Origin of the sequence: Sulfitobacter mediterraneus (assembly GCF_016801775.1) — a bacterium.
In the GTDB taxonomy this organism is placed as follows: Bacteria; Pseudomonadota; Alphaproteobacteria; order Rhodobacterales; family Rhodobacteraceae; genus Sulfitobacter; species Sulfitobacter mediterraneus_A.
Genome location: NZ_CP069004.1, coordinates 1,760,047 through 1,775,729, shown reverse-complemented (window position 1 = coordinate 1,775,729; position 15,683 = coordinate 1,760,047). Strand labels below are relative to the sequence as shown.

Annotated in this window: 12 protein-coding genes; 10 read left to right on the top strand and 2 right to left on the bottom strand. The window is 59.7% G+C overall.

Annotation, left to right across the window (positions count from 1 at the left end):
* The first annotated feature begins 5 nt into the window (after positions 1 to 5).
* The 10 genes from JNX03_RS08615 to JNX03_RS08570 are packed head-to-tail and all read left to right on the top strand — an operon-like array spanning position 6 to position 10,423.
* Positions 6 to 1,616, top strand: a complete 1,611-nt coding sequence (locus tag JNX03_RS08615; RefSeq protein ID WP_203211966.1) for an ABC transporter substrate-binding protein — start codon at positions 6 to 8, stop codon at positions 1,614 to 1,616.
* Positions 1,617 to 1,674: 58 nt separating this feature from the next.
* Positions 1,675 to 2,523, top strand: coding sequence for a carbohydrate ABC transporter permease (locus JNX03_RS08610; protein ID WP_037908891.1), 849 nt, complete (start codon positions 1,675 to 1,677; stop codon positions 2,521 to 2,523).
* Positions 2,520 to 3,467 carry a carbohydrate ABC transporter permease gene (locus JNX03_RS08605; protein ID WP_203211965.1) on the top strand — a complete coding sequence of 316 codons (948 nt, stop codon included), beginning with the start codon at positions 2,520 to 2,522 and terminating at the stop codon, positions 3,465 to 3,467. The genes JNX03_RS08610 and JNX03_RS08605 overlap by 4 nt, the downstream gene beginning before the upstream one ends.
* Positions 3,467 to 4,579, top strand: a complete 1,113-nt coding sequence (locus JNX03_RS08600) for an ABC transporter ATP-binding protein (protein ID WP_203211964.1) — start codon at positions 3,467 to 3,469, stop codon at positions 4,577 to 4,579. The genes JNX03_RS08605 and JNX03_RS08600 overlap by 1 nt, the downstream gene beginning before the upstream one ends.
* Complete coding sequence (locus JNX03_RS08595; RefSeq protein WP_203211963.1) at positions 4,580 to 5,626, top strand: ABC transporter ATP-binding protein; 1,047 nt, start codon at positions 4,580 to 4,582, stop codon at positions 5,624 to 5,626.
* Positions 5,623 to 6,552 (top strand): 3-hydroxyacyl-CoA dehydrogenase, encoded by a 930-nt coding sequence (locus JNX03_RS08590; protein WP_203211962.1) that lies wholly within the window; start codon positions 5,623 to 5,625, stop codon positions 6,550 to 6,552. The genes JNX03_RS08595 and JNX03_RS08590 overlap by 4 nt, the downstream gene beginning before the upstream one ends.
* A 4-nt stretch (positions 6,553 to 6,556) precedes the next feature.
* On the top strand, positions 6,557 to 7,495 hold the full coding sequence (locus JNX03_RS08585) for a 3-keto-5-aminohexanoate cleavage protein (RefSeq protein ID WP_203211961.1): 939 nt from the start codon (positions 6,557 to 6,559) through the stop codon (positions 7,493 to 7,495).
* Complete coding sequence (locus JNX03_RS08580) at positions 7,495 to 8,370, top strand: SMP-30/gluconolactonase/LRE family protein (RefSeq protein ID WP_203211960.1); 876 nt, start codon at positions 7,495 to 7,497, stop codon at positions 8,368 to 8,370. The genes JNX03_RS08585 and JNX03_RS08580 overlap by 1 nt, the downstream gene beginning before the upstream one ends.
* A gap of 12 nt (positions 8,371 to 8,382) precedes the next feature.
* A complete protein-coding gene (locus JNX03_RS08575) occupies positions 8,383 to 9,159 on the top strand; it encodes an oxidoreductase (RefSeq protein ID WP_203211959.1) in 777 nt (258 codons plus the stop codon).
* Positions 9,140 to 10,423: a glycerate kinase type-2 family protein gene (locus JNX03_RS08570; RefSeq protein ID WP_203211958.1), complete on the top strand. Its 1,284-nt coding sequence runs from the start codon at positions 9,140 to 9,142 to the stop codon at positions 10,421 to 10,423. Before JNX03_RS08575 ends, JNX03_RS08570 begins: the two co-directional genes overlap by 20 nt.
* Before the next feature lie 38 nt (positions 10,424 to 10,461).
* On the opposite strand, the gene JNX03_RS08565 is transcribed toward JNX03_RS08570, so the two are convergent.
* Both JNX03_RS08565 and JNX03_RS08560 read right to left on the bottom strand, forming a co-directional pair.
* Positions 10,462 to 12,060, bottom strand: a complete 1,599-nt coding sequence (locus tag JNX03_RS08565; RefSeq protein WP_203211957.1) for a tetratricopeptide repeat-containing sulfotransferase family protein — start codon at positions 12,058 to 12,060, stop codon at positions 10,462 to 10,464.
* 126 nt (positions 12,061 to 12,186) lie between these two features.
* The gene (locus tag JNX03_RS08560) at positions 12,187 to 15,642 is read right to left on the bottom strand and encodes an indolepyruvate ferredoxin oxidoreductase family protein (protein ID WP_203211956.1); all 3,456 of its coding nucleotides are present in this window, start codon (positions 15,640 to 15,642) and stop codon (positions 12,187 to 12,189) included.
* Between the last annotated feature and the right edge of the window lie 41 nt (positions 15,643 to 15,683).

Genomic DNA, 15,683 nt, shown 5'->3' with positions numbered 1-15,683 from the left:
AAGTTATGACAAAGACCAACATTACGCGGAGAGGAATGCTGAAAGGCGGCGCTGCGATGACGGCGCTTGGTGCTGTTGGCATCAACCCTCGGTTCGTGCGACCAGCCCATGCATCGGCGCTTGCGTCGGGAATGACGGGCGGTCCAACAGGATTTCCTGGTGCGGAGCGGTTCCAGTACAATGAATCGCATTCAGAGGGCCGCGCCATCGAAGCGATGAAAAAGATGGTTGCCGAAGGGCGGGCACCTGCAAAGATCACAATGCTCCTGACCGATGGTGCCATCGGCCAGATCACACAGCCTTTCCCGTCCGGCCCCTCGGTCAAAGAGGTGTGGGAAGCGGAAACCGGCGTGGAGATCGAGATCGTCGGCGCACCGGCAGGCGACATCTGGAAGCGGGTTTTGCAAGATGTGACCACGCAATCGGGTGCCTTTGATATCTACACCCATCCATGGAACAGCCTTGGCGATCTGGTCGAGGCCGGCGGCGCGATGAACCTCAATGATTTCGTCGCAACCCACCAGCCTGATTGGGCGGATGAGGAACGTGGAACGCCCACAGCGCAAACCGCTGAATTGCTGTATAAATATGGCGGCGATTATTATGGTGCGTCGCTGGATGGTGACTTTCAAACCTGGGTTTACAACAAGGGCTACTTTGAAGATTCTGCCCATGCCCAGCCGTTTCAGGATCAGTATGGCCGTGTACTCGCGCCGCCAAACACATGGGAAGAAAGCGATCAGATCAGCGCGTTCTTTACCGGCCGGACCGGCCTTGGCGGCAGCAAGATCTACGGCAATGGCAACGACATGGCGCCGTTCTGGGGCTTGCCACGCTTTTATGCCAGACTTGCCGCGCAGGCGGTGCCGAACATGTATTGGTTCGACGAGGACGGTCGGCCTAACCTTGATACCGATCAGGCGATCAAGGCGGCGTCCGAATACGTCAAATCCCGCGAATGGGCGCACCCTGATGCATTGTCCTGGACCTATGCCGAGGGCTATGCCGGGATCGGAAGCGGGCAAACACCGCATCTGACGACCTATACCAACGTCACCAAGTTTGTGGACCGGATGAATGAGGATGGCACTCCGGCAAGCCCCGCTGCAGGGCAGTTGAGCGCCTATATCCCGCCCGGTGTGAACCATGATGGTGATTTGGTGCGCCGTTCGGTGATCTACTACAACATCACCGGCACCGTGAGTTCCAACAGTGCCAACCCCGAAGCGGCCTATCTGTTCCTGCAATGGCTCAGCTCGACGCGGATCTATTCGTGGATGACAGGCAATCCGGCGGGTTACTTCGATCCGTTCCAGAAGGCCAACTTCTCGGAACAATTCGTGGAGGACACCTATCATCCCTATATGATGGACACGATCCGCGAGACCATTGCGAGGTCGGCACCAACCATCAACTTTGCCGGGCAGACGGCGTTCGATTCCGCGTTGGATGAGGAATTGCAGGCCGCATTAACAGGGCAGAAATCACCCGAGGATGCGATGCGCGATGCGCAGCGCAAATGGGAACGGGTGATCAAACGGAAGGGCGAGGAAAAGATGATCCCTGCCATTCAAGCCAGTCGTGCAGCGTGGCCAACGCTCATCGACAAAGGCTAACCCCAGCGATCCCGCAGCACAGGATCGCTGCGGGATCGTGACCCAACCGGAGATCACAATGACTGGACTACTATTACGCACCCTTGCGGTGGCCTTTTTTGCTGCGCTTGCGCTTTTGCCGATCTCCTGGATGGCATCCATGGCGTTCAAGCCGGCTGCGGAATGGACGTCCGCCGCTGGCGGGCTGACCTTTTTGCCCAAAGACCCGACGCTGAACAATTTCCGCTATGTGTTCACCGGCAACTCCCCCGATCAAATGGTCGGATTGGACCGGACCGTCTGGCGGCCCCTTTATGCCAGCCTTTTGACGGCAATCTCCGGCACGTTAATTGCAGTGATCTGCGGTACGGCGGCGGCATATGCGGTGAGCCGCGAGCGTGTGCATGAGAGCATCGGACTTTCCCTGCTGCAACTTCGGATCTTCCCGCCGCTGGCGGTGATGATCCCGGTGATGATCATGTGGTCGTTCCTCGGGATGATCGACACATGGTGGGGGCTGGCCCTGATCTATGGCATCGTGACGCTGCCGTTTTCCTATTGGCTGATGAAAGCCTATTTCGACGAATTGCCCCGCGAGATCGAAGAGGCGGCCATCGTCGAGGGCTGCACCCCGTTTGAGGCTTTCCGGCAAATCACATTGCCGATTGTTGCCTCCGCGGTGGCCTCGACAGCCCTGTTTATCTTTATCCTCAACTGGTCCGATTACCTCATCGCGCTGCTGCTGACCCGCAAGGACTGGACGACGATCCCTGTTTACATGAACGCGCTGGCCACAGCGGCAAGCGGACAACTTTATGGCGCAAAGGCCGCGCTGGGCCTGTTGGCCGCCGTGCCGCCGATCATCCTTGGCATTTCGATCCAAAGGTTCCTCGTGCGTGGTCTGACATTCGGAGCACTGAAACAATGACTGATGCAACTTCTTCTGCACCTCTGTCCGTTGAGGAACCGCCCGCGGACAAGCTTGCACAATCGCGCCGGTCCCTTGCCGTACGGCTGTTGATTCCCGCGCAGGTGCTGCTGGTTTTCATCGTCGCGTTCCCTCTGATCATGCAGATCTTTATCTCGCTGACATGGTGGACGCCGCTGGATGGTGATCCCTGGTATCTGGCATGGATGTCGTGGAACTGGTTCGACAACTATACCTATCTGATGCAGGACGACGGACTTTGGGGCTCGGTCGGGCGGACCTTGCTCTTTGTTGCGGTGGCAGTCCCGATTGAGTTTCTGCTGGGCCTGATGTTGGCCGCGCTGTTTTATGAGGGCGTGTTCGGGCGACCCGTGCTTTATAGCCTGATCCTGATGCCGATGATGATTGTGCCGGCGGTGGCAGGATACATCTTTTTCCTGATTTTTCAACAAACTGGCCCGCTGAATTCCGCTTTGTCACTGGTTTGGCCAGGGGCGTTGGATGTCAACTGGCTCAATGACACCACCCGCGCATTCATCGCTGTTGTGATCGCGGATGTCTGGCAGTGGACGCCGCTGATGTTTTTGATCCTTTTTGCCGGACTGATGAGCGTGCCCGAAGATCAAATGCGGGCGGCAACGATCCTTGGTGCCAACTGGCGGCAACGGTTCTTTCGCATCGCACTGCCGCGCATCAAGACCGTCATCGCCATCGCAATCGGGCTGCGGGTGATCGAGTGTTTCAAGATCTTTGACATGTTGTTTGTGATGACAGGTGGCGGGCCGGGCGTCGCCACTGAAAGCCTGTCGCTGTTTCTCTACAAACGCACCTTTCAGGATCTCGAATGGTCCTATGTGGCCTCCATCGGGATCACGGTCCTTGTTGCACTGTCGGTGCTTACTGCGGTGCTGATGGCCCGCGTCAAGAAAAAGGATGCAAGCTGATGGCAAGTGTAACGCTTGAGGGCACCTCAAAAAAGTTCGGTGAATTCACCGCTGTTCGAAACATGAATCTTGCGATCAACGATGCAGAGTTTGTTGCGATCCTCGGGCCGTCGGGCTGCGGGAAATCCACGACGATGAACATGATCGCAGGCATCGAGGATGTCAGTGGCGGCACCATCCGGTTTGACGGAACGGATGTCACCAATGTGCCGATGCAAAAACGCGGCGTTGGGTTTGTGTTCCAGAACTACGCCATCTTTACGCATATGTCGGTGCGCAAGAACTTGGCCTTCGGGTTGGAGGTACAGGGGGTGCAACAGGCCGAGATCAACCGACGGGTTGAGGAAATGGCCGAGTTTATGGCGCTCAGCCACCGCATTGATGCGCCGTCTGCATCCCTGTCGGTGAATGAGCTGCAGAAACTGGCGATTGGTAGATCTGCGATTGTCGAGCCGTCGATCTTCTTGCTGGATGAGCCGCTGTCCAATCTTGATGCAGCGTTCCGCGAGCGGATGCGGAGCGACCTTCGGCAATTGCAGCGCAGTCTGAACCAGACAATGATCTACGTCACCCATGACCAGATCGAGGCGATGGGGCTGGCGGACCGGATTGCGGTTATGGATCAGGCCACCTTGCAACAGTTCGACACGCCCGAGAACATCTATTCGCGGCCTGAGAACACCTTTGTTGCCGGTTTCATCGGCGCGCCTTCGATGAATCTGGTGCGTGCGCGGATAGAAGAACGGGGCGGCGCGATGTTTGCGGATCTGGCCGGCCGGGAGGCGGATGCGGTTGCGCTGGATGACCGGTTGACCAAACAGGCGCGGGCCAGCGGCGGGGTTGCACTGACCTTCGGTTTCCGGCCGGAGCATCTGCGCATTTCGGACCAGCCGGGAGCGGGCACCCTGGCCGCTCAGGTGGTCCTGGTCGAATTGGTTGGCCGCCGGAAACTTGTGCATTTTTCAACCGGACAAACCCGTTTTGTCGGCAGCTTTGACCGCAGCGTTTCCTTGCGGCCCGGCGAGGCGGCCAATGTCTCGTTCGATCTCGGGAAATGTCACCTTTTTGACCCGAATACAGGGCTGCGGTTGCGGCTGGGGGAGGACGACTAGATGGCTGAAATTCAGATATTGGGCGTATCCAAAGCCTATGGCGGTGTGACCGCCCTCGACAATATATCCCTGACCCTGAAGGACGGGTCGTTCACCTCGATCTTTGGGCCTCCGGGGTCGGGCAAGTCGGTGTTGTTGCGGCTTTTGCTGGGGCTTGAGACGGTGGATGCGGGGCAGATCCTGATCGACGGTGTCGATGTCACCCGCGCCCTGCCAAGCGAACGCAATCTGGGCATGGTGTTTCAGAACCTGGCGCTGTTTCCGCAGCTGACCGCCTATGAAAACATCGCCTTTCCCCTGCGCCGCCGGAACACCGATCAATCGGAAATCGACAAACGCATCGATGCCCTTACCGGCGTTCTGAACATCGGACACATCCTTTCGAAAAAACCAGCGGCGCTGTCGGGTGGCGAACGGCAAAGGGTTGCGATTGGCCGTGCCTTGGTGCGCGATGCCGGTGCCTATCTGATGGATGAACCGATTGCCGCCTTGGACGCGCGGCTGCGCGACGACATGCGGCTTGAGCTGAAACGCCTGCAATCGGAGCTGGGCAAAACTTTCATCTACGTCACCCACGACTGCGATGAAGCGATGGCTGTGGCCGATCAATTGGCCATCCTCAACGAGGGGCGGTTTGAACAGGTTGGCCGGCCAGAGGATGTTTACGGCGATCCGGCCACGCTTGCTGTTGCCGAATTGGTCGGCGCGCCGCGTATTTCGGTGCTGCCTGCCTTTGGTGACAGTGATGGGATGAAATTCGCACTGGGCCGGCTGGCGGGCGAAAAGGTCAAGGGCGAATGTTTGATGGCGCTGCGCCCTGAGGCGGTACGCCTAACCCCCGGTGCCAATGGCCCATGTTCAGCCCCTGTGACCGATATTGAACGGTTGGGCGCATTTGCGATCGTGACGGCCGGGCGTGACGGGGCGCAGGTGCGTGCAATCACAGATGGTGACAGCCCGCTGCGACTGGGCGCCGAGGTTGAGATCACGGTCGATCCGGGCGGTATGTTGCTGTTCGATCCTGAAACCGGGGTGCGGCACACATGAACCGGAATATCGCCATTATCGGGGCAGGTCTGATCGGCCAATCCTGGGCCATCACATTTGCCCGCGCGGGGTACAATGCCGCGTTGTTTGACACCCAAAAAGGGGCGGTGGAGGCCGCTCATGACCAGATCGCTCGTTCTTGCGGATCGCTCGAGGAACTTGATCTGTTGTCGGGGCAAAGCGGGGCAGAGGTCTGCGCCCGCATACGGAGCGCTTCGTCCATGGAAGATGCGGTGGACGGGGTCTGCCATGTTCAGGAGAACACACCGGAAAACGTTGAGATCAAGCGCGGCATTTTTGCCGATCTGGATCGCGCCACACCCAAAGATGCGGTTATCGCAAGTTCAACGTCGGCCTTGATGCCGTCGCAGTTTTCTGAAGGACTTGAAGGTGCGCACCGCTGTCTGGTGGCGCATCCCTTGAACCCGCCGCATCTGATCCCCGCGGTGGAACTGGTGCCCGGACCTGCGACGTCAGCGGAGGCGATGGAGGCTACAACCCGGTTGATGCAAGCGATCCGGCAAACGCCGATCCGGACGCTGCGCGAGGTGGAGGGCTTCATCATGAACCGGCTTCAGGGCGCGATCCTAGACGAAGCCTTTGCCCTTGTTGAACAAGGCCTTGCCAGCCCGCAGGATGTGGATGCCGCAATGCGGGACGGGTTGGCGCGGCGCTGGGTGTTCATGGGGCCATTTGAAACGATTGATCTCAATGCCCCCGGCGGCGTTGCGGATTTCATTGACCGTTACGGACCAGCCTATGACCGGATCGGGGCACATCGTCCTGGCCGTACGGATTGGTCCGGGCCGGTGTCTGACAGCGTGATCAACGCGCTTCAGGGGTATGACAGAAAAACGCGCAGCAATTGGCGCGACGACAGGCTGGCCAATCTGGCCAAGTTCGTCGGAGAAGAAAAAGAAAGTTAAGACTATGACTGCTCGACAAAAAACCGGAACCGTGATCGTGACCTGCGCCTTGACCGGTGCCATCCATACCCCTGGGATGTCGCCCTATTTGCCGGTCACACCAGATGAAATCATCGCCGAAGGCCGCCGCGCGGTAGAGGCAGGGGCGGCCATTCTGCACGTCCATGCCCGCGACCCCGAAACCGGCCGGCCAGATCAAACGGTTGAGGCCTTTGGCCGCATTCTGCCCGCGCTCAAGGAAACCGGCGCTGTGATCAACATCACCACCGGCGGCAGCCCCTTCATGAAAGTGGACGAACGTGTTGGCCCGTCCGCACATTTCGCGCCAGAGCTGTCATCGCTGAACATGGGCTCGATGAACATGGGGCTCTACCCGATGCAGTCGCGGTTCCCGGATCTGGGACGTGATTGGGAAAACGACCATCTGGAAAATTCCCGCGATGTGGTGTTCCGCAACACTTTCAAGGATATCGAACATATCCTCGACACATGCGGGCCAAATGGCACAAGGTTTGAATTTGAGTGTTATGACATCGGTCACATCTACACGCTGGCCCATATGAAAGGGCGCGGCAAGGTTTCTGGCCCGTTGTTCGTACAATCGGTTTTTGGTCTTTTGGGGGGCATCGGCGGACACCCGGAGGATGTGATGATGATGCGCCGCACCGCGGACAGATTGCTTGGGGATGATTATGAATGGTCGGTGCTCGGGGCAGGGTCCAACCAGTTGCGCATCGCGGCCACGGCTGCCGCGACCGGCGGACATGTGCGGGTTGGGCTTGAGGATTCCCTTTGGGCGGGACCGGGGCAACTGGCCACCAGCAGTGCCCAGCAGATCGAAAAGGTCAAAGACGTTCTGTCAGGTCTCAGCCTGGCCCCTGCAACACCGGATGATGCCCGTTCCATCCTTGGGCTCAAAGGCGCGAATGAAGTGAATTTCTGATGAAGATATCGGTTCTGTGTGACGTGAAACCCCTGTTGGGCGAAGGCCCGATATGGGATGTTGAACGCCAAAGGCTCTGGTTTATCGACAGCCTTGGCCGCCGGATTTTTCGCTGTACCGAACAGGGCGGCGAGATGTCGGCATGGACGGTCCCGTCCCCCATCGGATCCATGGCGTTGCGGCGGGCAGGCGGGGCGATTGTGGCCCTGCAGGACGGGTTTCATGCGCTTGATTTCGACAGCGGAGAGCTGCGCCATATCATCGATCCCGAGCCAGAGCGTCCGGGCAACCGGCTGAACGATGGCAAGGTCGATGGCGCAGGCCGGTTCCTGTGCGGATCTATGGACATGGGCGAGACCGATCCAACCGGCACGCTGTGGCGGCTTGACCCGGATATGTCGCTGCACCGGCTTGAGGATAATATCATCTGTTCAAACGGTCCGTGCTTTTCGCCCGATTGGCACACGTTGTATTTTGCCGACAGTTTCACCGGCAAGATCCGGGCCTATGATTATGACCCTGAAACGGGCACCCCCAGCAACAGCCGGACCTTTGCTGTGTTGCCAGACGACAGGGGCGGCGCTCCTGACGGGGCAACCGTGGACAGCGAAGGTTATGTCTGGTCGGCCTGTGTCTTTGATGGCCGCATTCACCGTTTTGCGCCGGATGGCAGTGTGGATCGCGTGATTGAAATGCCGGTGTGCAAGATCACCAGCCTGACCTTTGGCGGCCCGCAGCTTGACACCCTGTTTGTCACCTCGATGGCAGAGCCGCCATTGCCCCGCCACCCCGGTGATGGCCCGCTGCGCGGCGCGACATTTCGCATTGATGGATTGGGCGTGACCGGCCTGCCTGAACCCCGCTTTGCCGGTTAAAGGAGACATGACATGACCCAGAAAACAGCAATCATCACGGGCGCCGCACAAGGCGTGGGAGAGGCGATCGCAGAGCGTTTGGCAGGAGAAGGTGTCACGCGCATGCTGCTGATTGACCGCAACGGCGCAGCGATGGTGGGTCTCGCGGCCCGTCTCAAGGACAGGGGCGTTGAGGCAGATGTGTTGACGCTGGATCTTGCTGATATAGAGGGGCTGATGCGGGATTTGCCGGCCGCCTTGGATGGGATTGGCCCGGTGGACATTCTGGCCAATACCGCAGGGTCCACCGCACGGGGCGGCTTGGCCGATACCACGCCCGAGGCCTTTGATCTGCTCTTTGCGATCAACGTGCGTGCGCCATTTTTCTTGATGCAACTGGTTGCCCCGAAAATGCGAGAGGGCGGAGTGATCATCAATGTCACCTCGATGCTGGCCTATGGCGGCCCGCCCTTCCTGATGACCTATTCCGCGACCAAGGCGGCGCTGGTGGCGATGACCAAAAGCGCGGCAAACACGCTCAAACGGGACAGGGTACGGGTGTTGGGGATCAATCTGGGCTGGACATGGACCCCCGGCGAGCAGGAGACCCAGACCAAGGTTCATGGTTTGCCTGATGACTGGCGCGAAACTGTCGGGGCCAGCCAGCCTTTCGGGCGGCTTTTGATGCCCGAAGACCCGGCGGCACTGGTTGCGTTTCTGGCGTCCAAGGATGCCTGCATGATGACAGGTGCAATCATTGATCTGGACCAGTTCGTCGCAGGCACCGTGGATGACAACCCCGGTGCCTGATCCTTCGGTCGTGGACAGGGCTTTGTTGGTTGAACTGTTTGACGCTGCAGTTGCGGCGGCGGATCCGATGACGGCGCTGCGAAATGCCTTGCCCGATCCGCCGCAAGGCAAAACCGTGGTTGTAGGGGCGGGCAAGGGTGCGGCGCAACTGGCCAATGCACTTGAACATTTATGGCCCGGTCCGCTGACGGGTGTTGTTGCCACACGCTACGGATTTGCGGTGCCTTGCAAGCAAATCACCGTGATGGAAGCGGCGCATCCGGTGCCGGATCAGGCAGGAGTGGAGGCGGCGTCGGCGCTGCTCGAGACAGTGTCGGGTCTGGAGCCAGAGGATCTGGTGATTGCGCTGATCTGCGGCGGGGGGTCGGCGCTTTTGCCGGCTCCACCTGAAGGGCTGTCGTTGCAGGACGAACAGGAGTTGAACCAATCCTTGCTGCGTTCGGGTGCGCCCATATCGGCGATGAATGCGATCCGCAAACATGTGAGCGCGATCAAGGGGGGCAGGTTGGCCGCCGCCGCCTATCCTGCACGGGTGGTGACTTTGGTGGTGTCGGATGTGCCAGGTGATGATCCGGCACAGGTGGCATCTGGCCCAACTGTACCGGACAGGGTTTCGCGCCAAGATGCCCTTGCGATGATTGATCACTACAACATCGATTTGCCGGCGCATATCCGTGCCCACATCGCCAGTGCAGAGGCCGACGCGCCGCATCCTGAGGATCCGGTTTTTGCGGACCATTCAGTGCGCGTTATCGCTTCTGCCCGTCAATCGCTTGACGCTGCGGCGGCAGTGGCCAAGGCGCGGGGGCTAGATGCCGCGATCCTGTCCGATGCTATCGAAGGCGAGGCGCGGGAAGTGGCGCAGATGCATGCCGCCATCGCCCGTCAGGTCAAAGACCGCGACCACCCCTTTGCCAAACCAGTGGTAATCCTGTCGGGTGGCGAAACCACAGTGACCCTGCGCCATAGGGGCCGCGGCGGGCGCAACACCGAGTTTCTGTTGTCACTGGCGCTGCATCTGGAAGGCACGGCAGGGATCACGGCGCTGGCCGCAGACACAGATGGCATCGACGGATCGGAGGACAACGCCGGTGCCTTTGTGGACGGGTCCAGTTGCGCAAGGATGCGCCGCCATGGCCGAGACCCCAGAGGGGATTTGAACGCCAATGATGCCTTTAGCGCTTTCGAGGCCAGCGATGATTTGTTTTCGCCCGGTCCGACGGGCACAAACGTCAATGATTTCAGGGCGATTATTGTGCGGTGATTGGCGCGTGTGACGGGGTCCAAACGTTTTACTTGGTGCTAGATCAATCCAGATGCCACCAACGCCGACCGCATCGGGGCCAATTCCGCCTCATAACGGGTCCATTGCCGGTTGCTGTCCCGGTAGATCGGTTTGCGGATTTGCCTTGCGCTGGCTGTCAGCACCAGATTTGATCCCTTTTCGGGGGTGAGCCAATCCTCTGACCAGTCCAGTCCCGTCGCGGCGGCCAGAGATCGGGTTGTGCTCTCCGGTTCAGAGACCAAAGCCTCGTAGCCCAGATCGAAGATCCGGTCCGGATAGCAGCTGCGCCAATGCGCCATCAGATCGCGGTGCAGCGCCATGAAACGTGCGATATCACTTGGATCATAGACAAACCCGTTGCCCGCGCTGTCAAAAGATTGCCGGTAAAGCGACCATGCCACCGCCATCGGATCACGGGACATATGAACAATACGGGCCTCTGGCAACGCAGCACAGATAAAGCCGATCCAGCGGAAATTGAGCGGCATTTTGTCGATCAGAACTGTCGCCCCATCGCCATATTCGGCCAGGCCGCTGCGCAGCTCATTGCCCAGGTCGTCAATGTCGGTCTGGGTCAGGGATTTGTTCGCGCGGTCCATCACGTCACGCATCAGGCGCACCACGGCCAGTTGCACCACGGTCAACTCACCACAGGGGCGCGTACCGTTTGACCGGGCGAGGATCTGCTCTGCCAAAGTGGTGCCGGTGCGCGGCAGACCTGTAATAAAGATGGGCCGCTGTGGGGTGGCAACTTCTGCGGATTGCATCGGTTCTTTCATCAACACTTTGCTGAGGGCGCAGGGGATCGCATCCTTTTGAAAGTCGTATTGCAGGTTGGCTTTGGCCAGTTGGTTGGCCTGTTCCAGATGGGCAAAGGCCTGCTTGGTATCACCCAGATCATCATAGGCCTTGAACAGGGCAAAATGCAGCGGGGCCAGCGCCGGGTTGTTTCTGTCCTTAGAGGCCAGCAGGTCGCGCATCTGTTGCAGGTGCGGTGTGTCGGCGGAATAGGTGGTTTCCTGCGAAAGATTGAGATGCAGCGCCGGATTGGCCGGATCAATCGCGATGGCGCGACGATAGTATTCGGCAGCCTCCGTGCGGGCACCCTCTGCACGGGCCGAAATACCCAGATTGTTAAGGCTTTGAACATCGGTGGCAGGATCGCCAAGCGCGGCAGTAAAGCTTTTTTTTGCTGCCGCGCCCTGTCCCAAGAGCCGTTGCGCTGTGCCTTGGATGTTCAACGCATGCCGGTTATCCGGGGATTTGTCCAAAATGGCCTGCGCGGCGGCGAGGGCCGCAGGGGCGTTGAGTTGATCCAACAAGCACGAGGCAAGGGCAAGCCCGAGGTCGATCTCTTCAGGGGCCAGAGTACAGGCGGCGCGCAGCTGTGCTTCCGCGTCGGACCACCGGCGTTCTTCCTGCGCTTTTCGCGCGGCGGTGCGCATCTGTGGCAGGGCTGTGGTTTTCAACGCCGCCATCCCCTGCAAGGCACGTTTGTTCGATGGAAACCGTGTCAGAACCTGCGCAAATGCTGCGACCGCGCCGGGATAATCACCTGCGTTGGCCGCCTTACGGGCGCGGGTCAGGATCTTGTCGGTCGGTTCTTTTTTGGGCACGTGTGATCCTTCCAATCGCCGCGACGGGCTGCGGGATTTGGCAGCCCAATCTGTGATTGATGCGATCTTAGTTCAGATCTCTTAGCGGGTGTATGGGCAATTCACCTTTGGTACTATTTCTCTGGTTCAGGCGGCCTGTGCCGGCTTTGCCGTGATCTTCGACCGAAGCTCGGCGCGGACCAGCGCGGCAGCATCGGCGTGACGCTCACGGATATGCCCGTAGCCGCGGATCTGCTCCGGCAGGTTCAGCAGGGCGGTGATGTCGTCGGCTTTGCTGTCCGACCAGTGATCGAGCGCAAAGGCCACGTCATCTTCGTATTCAGCCAGCAACCGGCGGGCCAGTTTCGCCTCTGCGCTGTTGCGGAAGGGGTCAAGCAGCGTGCCGCGCAATCCGCGCAGTCTGGACATCAGGCCAAAGGCCGTCAGTACCCATGGGCCAACCTCGCCCTTGATCGGTCTGCCTGAGGCCTTGTCGATCTTGCCGAAGGGCCATGCGCCCACATGGAAGGTCAGCTTCAGATCGCCGTCAAAGGTCTGTTGCAAGCCTTCTTGGAAGGCCGGGTCGGCATAAAGGCGGGCTACTTCCCATTCGTCCTTGACGGCCAGCATTTTGAAGTATCCCTTGGCCAGCGCCCTGAGCGCGGCATCATTGCATCCGGCCTCGCGTGCTGCGGTCAATCGGTCCGTGTAGCGGGTGACATTGGTTGCAATGCCATAGGCGCGCAGCATATCCGTGCGCTTTGCGATCAATTCATCAACGGGTTCCGCCCGGCGGGCGCTGAGATCAACCGGTGCCTCGCCACCTGCCAACCGCTGTGCCGCCTCCGGATCGGCATAGGCCAACCGGCCCAGATCGAAGGCTTGGTAGTTCTGTTCCACCTTGGTGCCGTTCAGAGCGATGGCACGGCGGATTGAGGCCAGCGACAGCGGCACGCCGCCTTGTTGCCAGGCCGCGCCCATCAGCACCATATTGGCAAACACGCGGTCGCCCATCACCTTTTCCGCCAGATCCTGCGCCGCTAGTCCACGGGCGCGATCCCCCAATACAGTGGTCAGGCGCGACATCTGTTCGTCGCCGTTCAACGTCCAATCCGGGTTCTTGGAAAACTCGGAGGTGGGAACCACCGTGGTATCTGTCACGGCGACGGCATCGTCAGATTTCAACAGCGACAGGGCCTCATCCCCCGCTGCCACAACCAGATCACAACCAATCAGGCAGTTGGCCTCGTCCACGGCAATGCGCGTGGCCCGCATATCCGCGGGGCTGGCGGCGATCTTGATATGGGAGTGCACCGCGCCGTATTTCTGGGCCAGTCCGGTGATGTCGAGATTGGACGAATAATGCCCCTCGGCATGGGCGGCCACGGCAAGGGTCTGGCCAACCGTGACAACGCCCGCGCCGCCGATGCCCGACACCAGCACCGACCAAGACCCGTCAATCGCCGGAATTTTCGGGTCGGGCAGGTGGCTGATGTCAATGGTGCCTGCCTGCTGCCGCGCTTTTTTCAGGGTTGCGCCGGACACTGTCACGAAGGAGGGACAGAACCCTTCGACGCAGGAGAAATCCTTGTTGCAGGAGGATTGATTGATCTGCCGCTTGCGGCCCAGCTCGGTTTCCAGCGGCTCAATCGCCATACATTGCGACACGGTCGAACAATCGCCGCAGCCTTCGCAGACCGCCGGGTTGATAAAGGCGCGTTTGTCCGGGTCCACCCATTTGCCGCGTTTGCGCAGGCGGCGACGTTCGGTTGCGCAAGGCTGGTCAAAGATCAGTACGGTCACTTCGGGGATCTCGCGCAGCTCTTGCTGAACCTGATCCATGGCGGTGCGAGGATGCAGCGTGACCCCTTTGGGCAGGGGTACGCTTGCATATTTCTCCGGCTCATCAGAAACCAGCGCAATCCTGTTGACCCCTTCGGCCCGCAATTGCGCGACCATGCTTTCAGGCGAGACATCGCCATCATGGGCCTGGCCGCCGGTCATCGAGACAAAACCGTTGTGCAGCAGTTTGTAGGTGATCGGCGCCTTGGCGGCGACTGCGGCGCGGATCGCCATCAGGCCGGAGTGGAAATAGGTGCCATCGCCCATATTGGTGAAAACGTGTTTTTCATCGGTAAAGGGAAATTGACCAAGCCATCCCACACCCTCGCCGCCCATATGTGACATCGAGTTGGTCCGCGTCGGGTCGCGCAGCATCGCCATGGAGTGACAACCAATCCCGGCCAAGGCGCGGCTGCCGTCGATGACTTGGGTGGAACGCCCGTGCGGGCAACCGGCGCAAAAGGACGGGGCGCGGATTGCGCCGCTGCTGCCAAGGGCCGGAGGTTGATCCGGTTGATTGGGCAGGGGGATGCCGCAGGCCGGGTCGGCCTCATTCGCGCCTCGTGCGATGATGCGGGCAATCATTGTCGGATCAATTTCGCCAAAGTTGGGAAAGGCTGGATCACCCGCGTCGAATGAATAGGCCTGACCGCTGAAGGTTTTGCCGATCAGGCGGGGGGTGAGAGCGGTGCCATAAAGCTGTGTGCGGATCTGATCTTCGAGAAGCGGGCGCTTTTCTTCAACCACGATGATCGTATCCAGCCCCTTGGCAAAGTCTTTCACGGCCGTGTCATCCAGTGGCCAGACCATGCCCACCTTCAAAAGCCGTACCTCCGCATTGCCGATCTTGCCGTCCTTGTATCCCATTCCGGCCAATGCCTGCGCCAGATCCTGCCAGGCCTTGCCCGCCGCCACGATGCCGATGGTCGCGTTCTTGCTGCCGCTAATCTGGTTCAGATCGTTGCTGCGGGCATAGTTCAAGGCGCGCTTGATCTTTTCATCCCAAAGCCTGCGCTCTTGTTCCATAAGCGGGGTGAAATGGGTGATGCCGGGGGGCGGTGTATCAGAGGCGGGCACTGTTATGTGCGGGCTGTCCGGGCCAACCTGCACCGATCCGCCGCCTTCGACCACGTCAGTGACCAGCTTCAACCCGACCAAAGCGCCGGAAAACCGGCTCATCGCGATGCCGTGCAACCCGTAATCCAGAACCTCCTGGGCATTGGCTGGGGCCAAAAGCGGCATGCCAAGCGAGACAAAGTTATAGTCGGAATAGCAGGCCAATGTTGACGATTTTGCACCGTGATCATCACCCACCAACAAGATCGATCCGCCTTTGGGATTTGATCCAGCCAGATTGGCGTGGCGCAGCGGGTCAAGCGACCGGTCCATGCCGGGCGCCTTGCCGTACCAGATTGAGAACACCCCTTCGACTTTTGCACCGGGGAACAGGCCAACCTGCTGTGCGCCCCATGTGGCGGTGGCGGCCAGATCTTCGTTCACGCCCGCTTGAAACACCACGTTATGGGCCAGCAGCTCTTTCTCGGCAGCCCAAAGCTCCATGTCATAGCGGCCCATGGGTGATCCGCGATAGCCGGAAATATATCCGCCCGTGTTCAACCCTGCGGCGGCATCCCGTTTGCGCTGTTGGAGCGGCAAACGGACCAGCGCCTGCATGCCGGTCATATAGACCCAGCCCTCATCTTGTGACAGCCGATCTTCAAGCGTCATCTCAAGTCTGTTGGTCGGGGTCGGTGCGTTCATGCCAATGGCTCCTCGCTGGATGGGGCGGCACCGTCGCGATC

Bases quoted from the DNA above. Each gene is read 5' to 3' on its own strand.
- JNX03_RS08615 (WP_203211966.1), top strand. From the start codon at position 6: ATGACAAAGACCAACATTACGCGGAGAGGAATGCTGAAAGGCGGCGCT.
- JNX03_RS08595 (WP_203211963.1), top strand. From the start codon at position 4,580: ATGGCTGAAATTCAGATATTGGGCGTATCCAAAGCCTATGGCGGTGTG.
- JNX03_RS08575 (WP_203211959.1), top strand. From the start codon at position 8,383: ATGACCCAGAAAACAGCAATCATCACGGGCGCCGCACAAGGCGTGGGA.
- JNX03_RS08585 (WP_203211961.1), top strand. From the start codon at position 6,557: ATGACTGCTCGACAAAAAACCGGAACCGTGATCGTGACCTGCGCCTTG.
- JNX03_RS08570 (WP_203211958.1), top strand. From the start codon at position 9,140: ATGACAACCCCGGTGCCTGATCCTTCGGTCGTGGACAGGGCTTTGTTG.
- JNX03_RS08610 (WP_037908891.1), top strand. From the start codon at position 1,675: ATGACTGGACTACTATTACGCACCCTTGCGGTGGCCTTTTTTGCTGCG.
- JNX03_RS08605 (WP_203211965.1), top strand. From the start codon at position 2,520: ATGACTGATGCAACTTCTTCTGCACCTCTGTCCGTTGAGGAACCGCCC.
- JNX03_RS08590 (WP_203211962.1), top strand. From the start codon at position 5,623: ATGAACCGGAATATCGCCATTATCGGGGCAGGTCTGATCGGCCAATCC.
- JNX03_RS08560 (WP_203211956.1), bottom strand. From the start codon at position 15,642: ATGAACGCACCGACCCCGACCAACAGACTTGAGATGACGCTTGAAGAT.
- JNX03_RS08580 (WP_203211960.1), top strand. From the start codon at position 7,495: ATGAAGATATCGGTTCTGTGTGACGTGAAACCCCTGTTGGGCGAAGGC.
- JNX03_RS08600 (WP_203211964.1), top strand. From the start codon at position 3,467: ATGGCAAGTGTAACGCTTGAGGGCACCTCAAAAAAGTTCGGTGAATTC.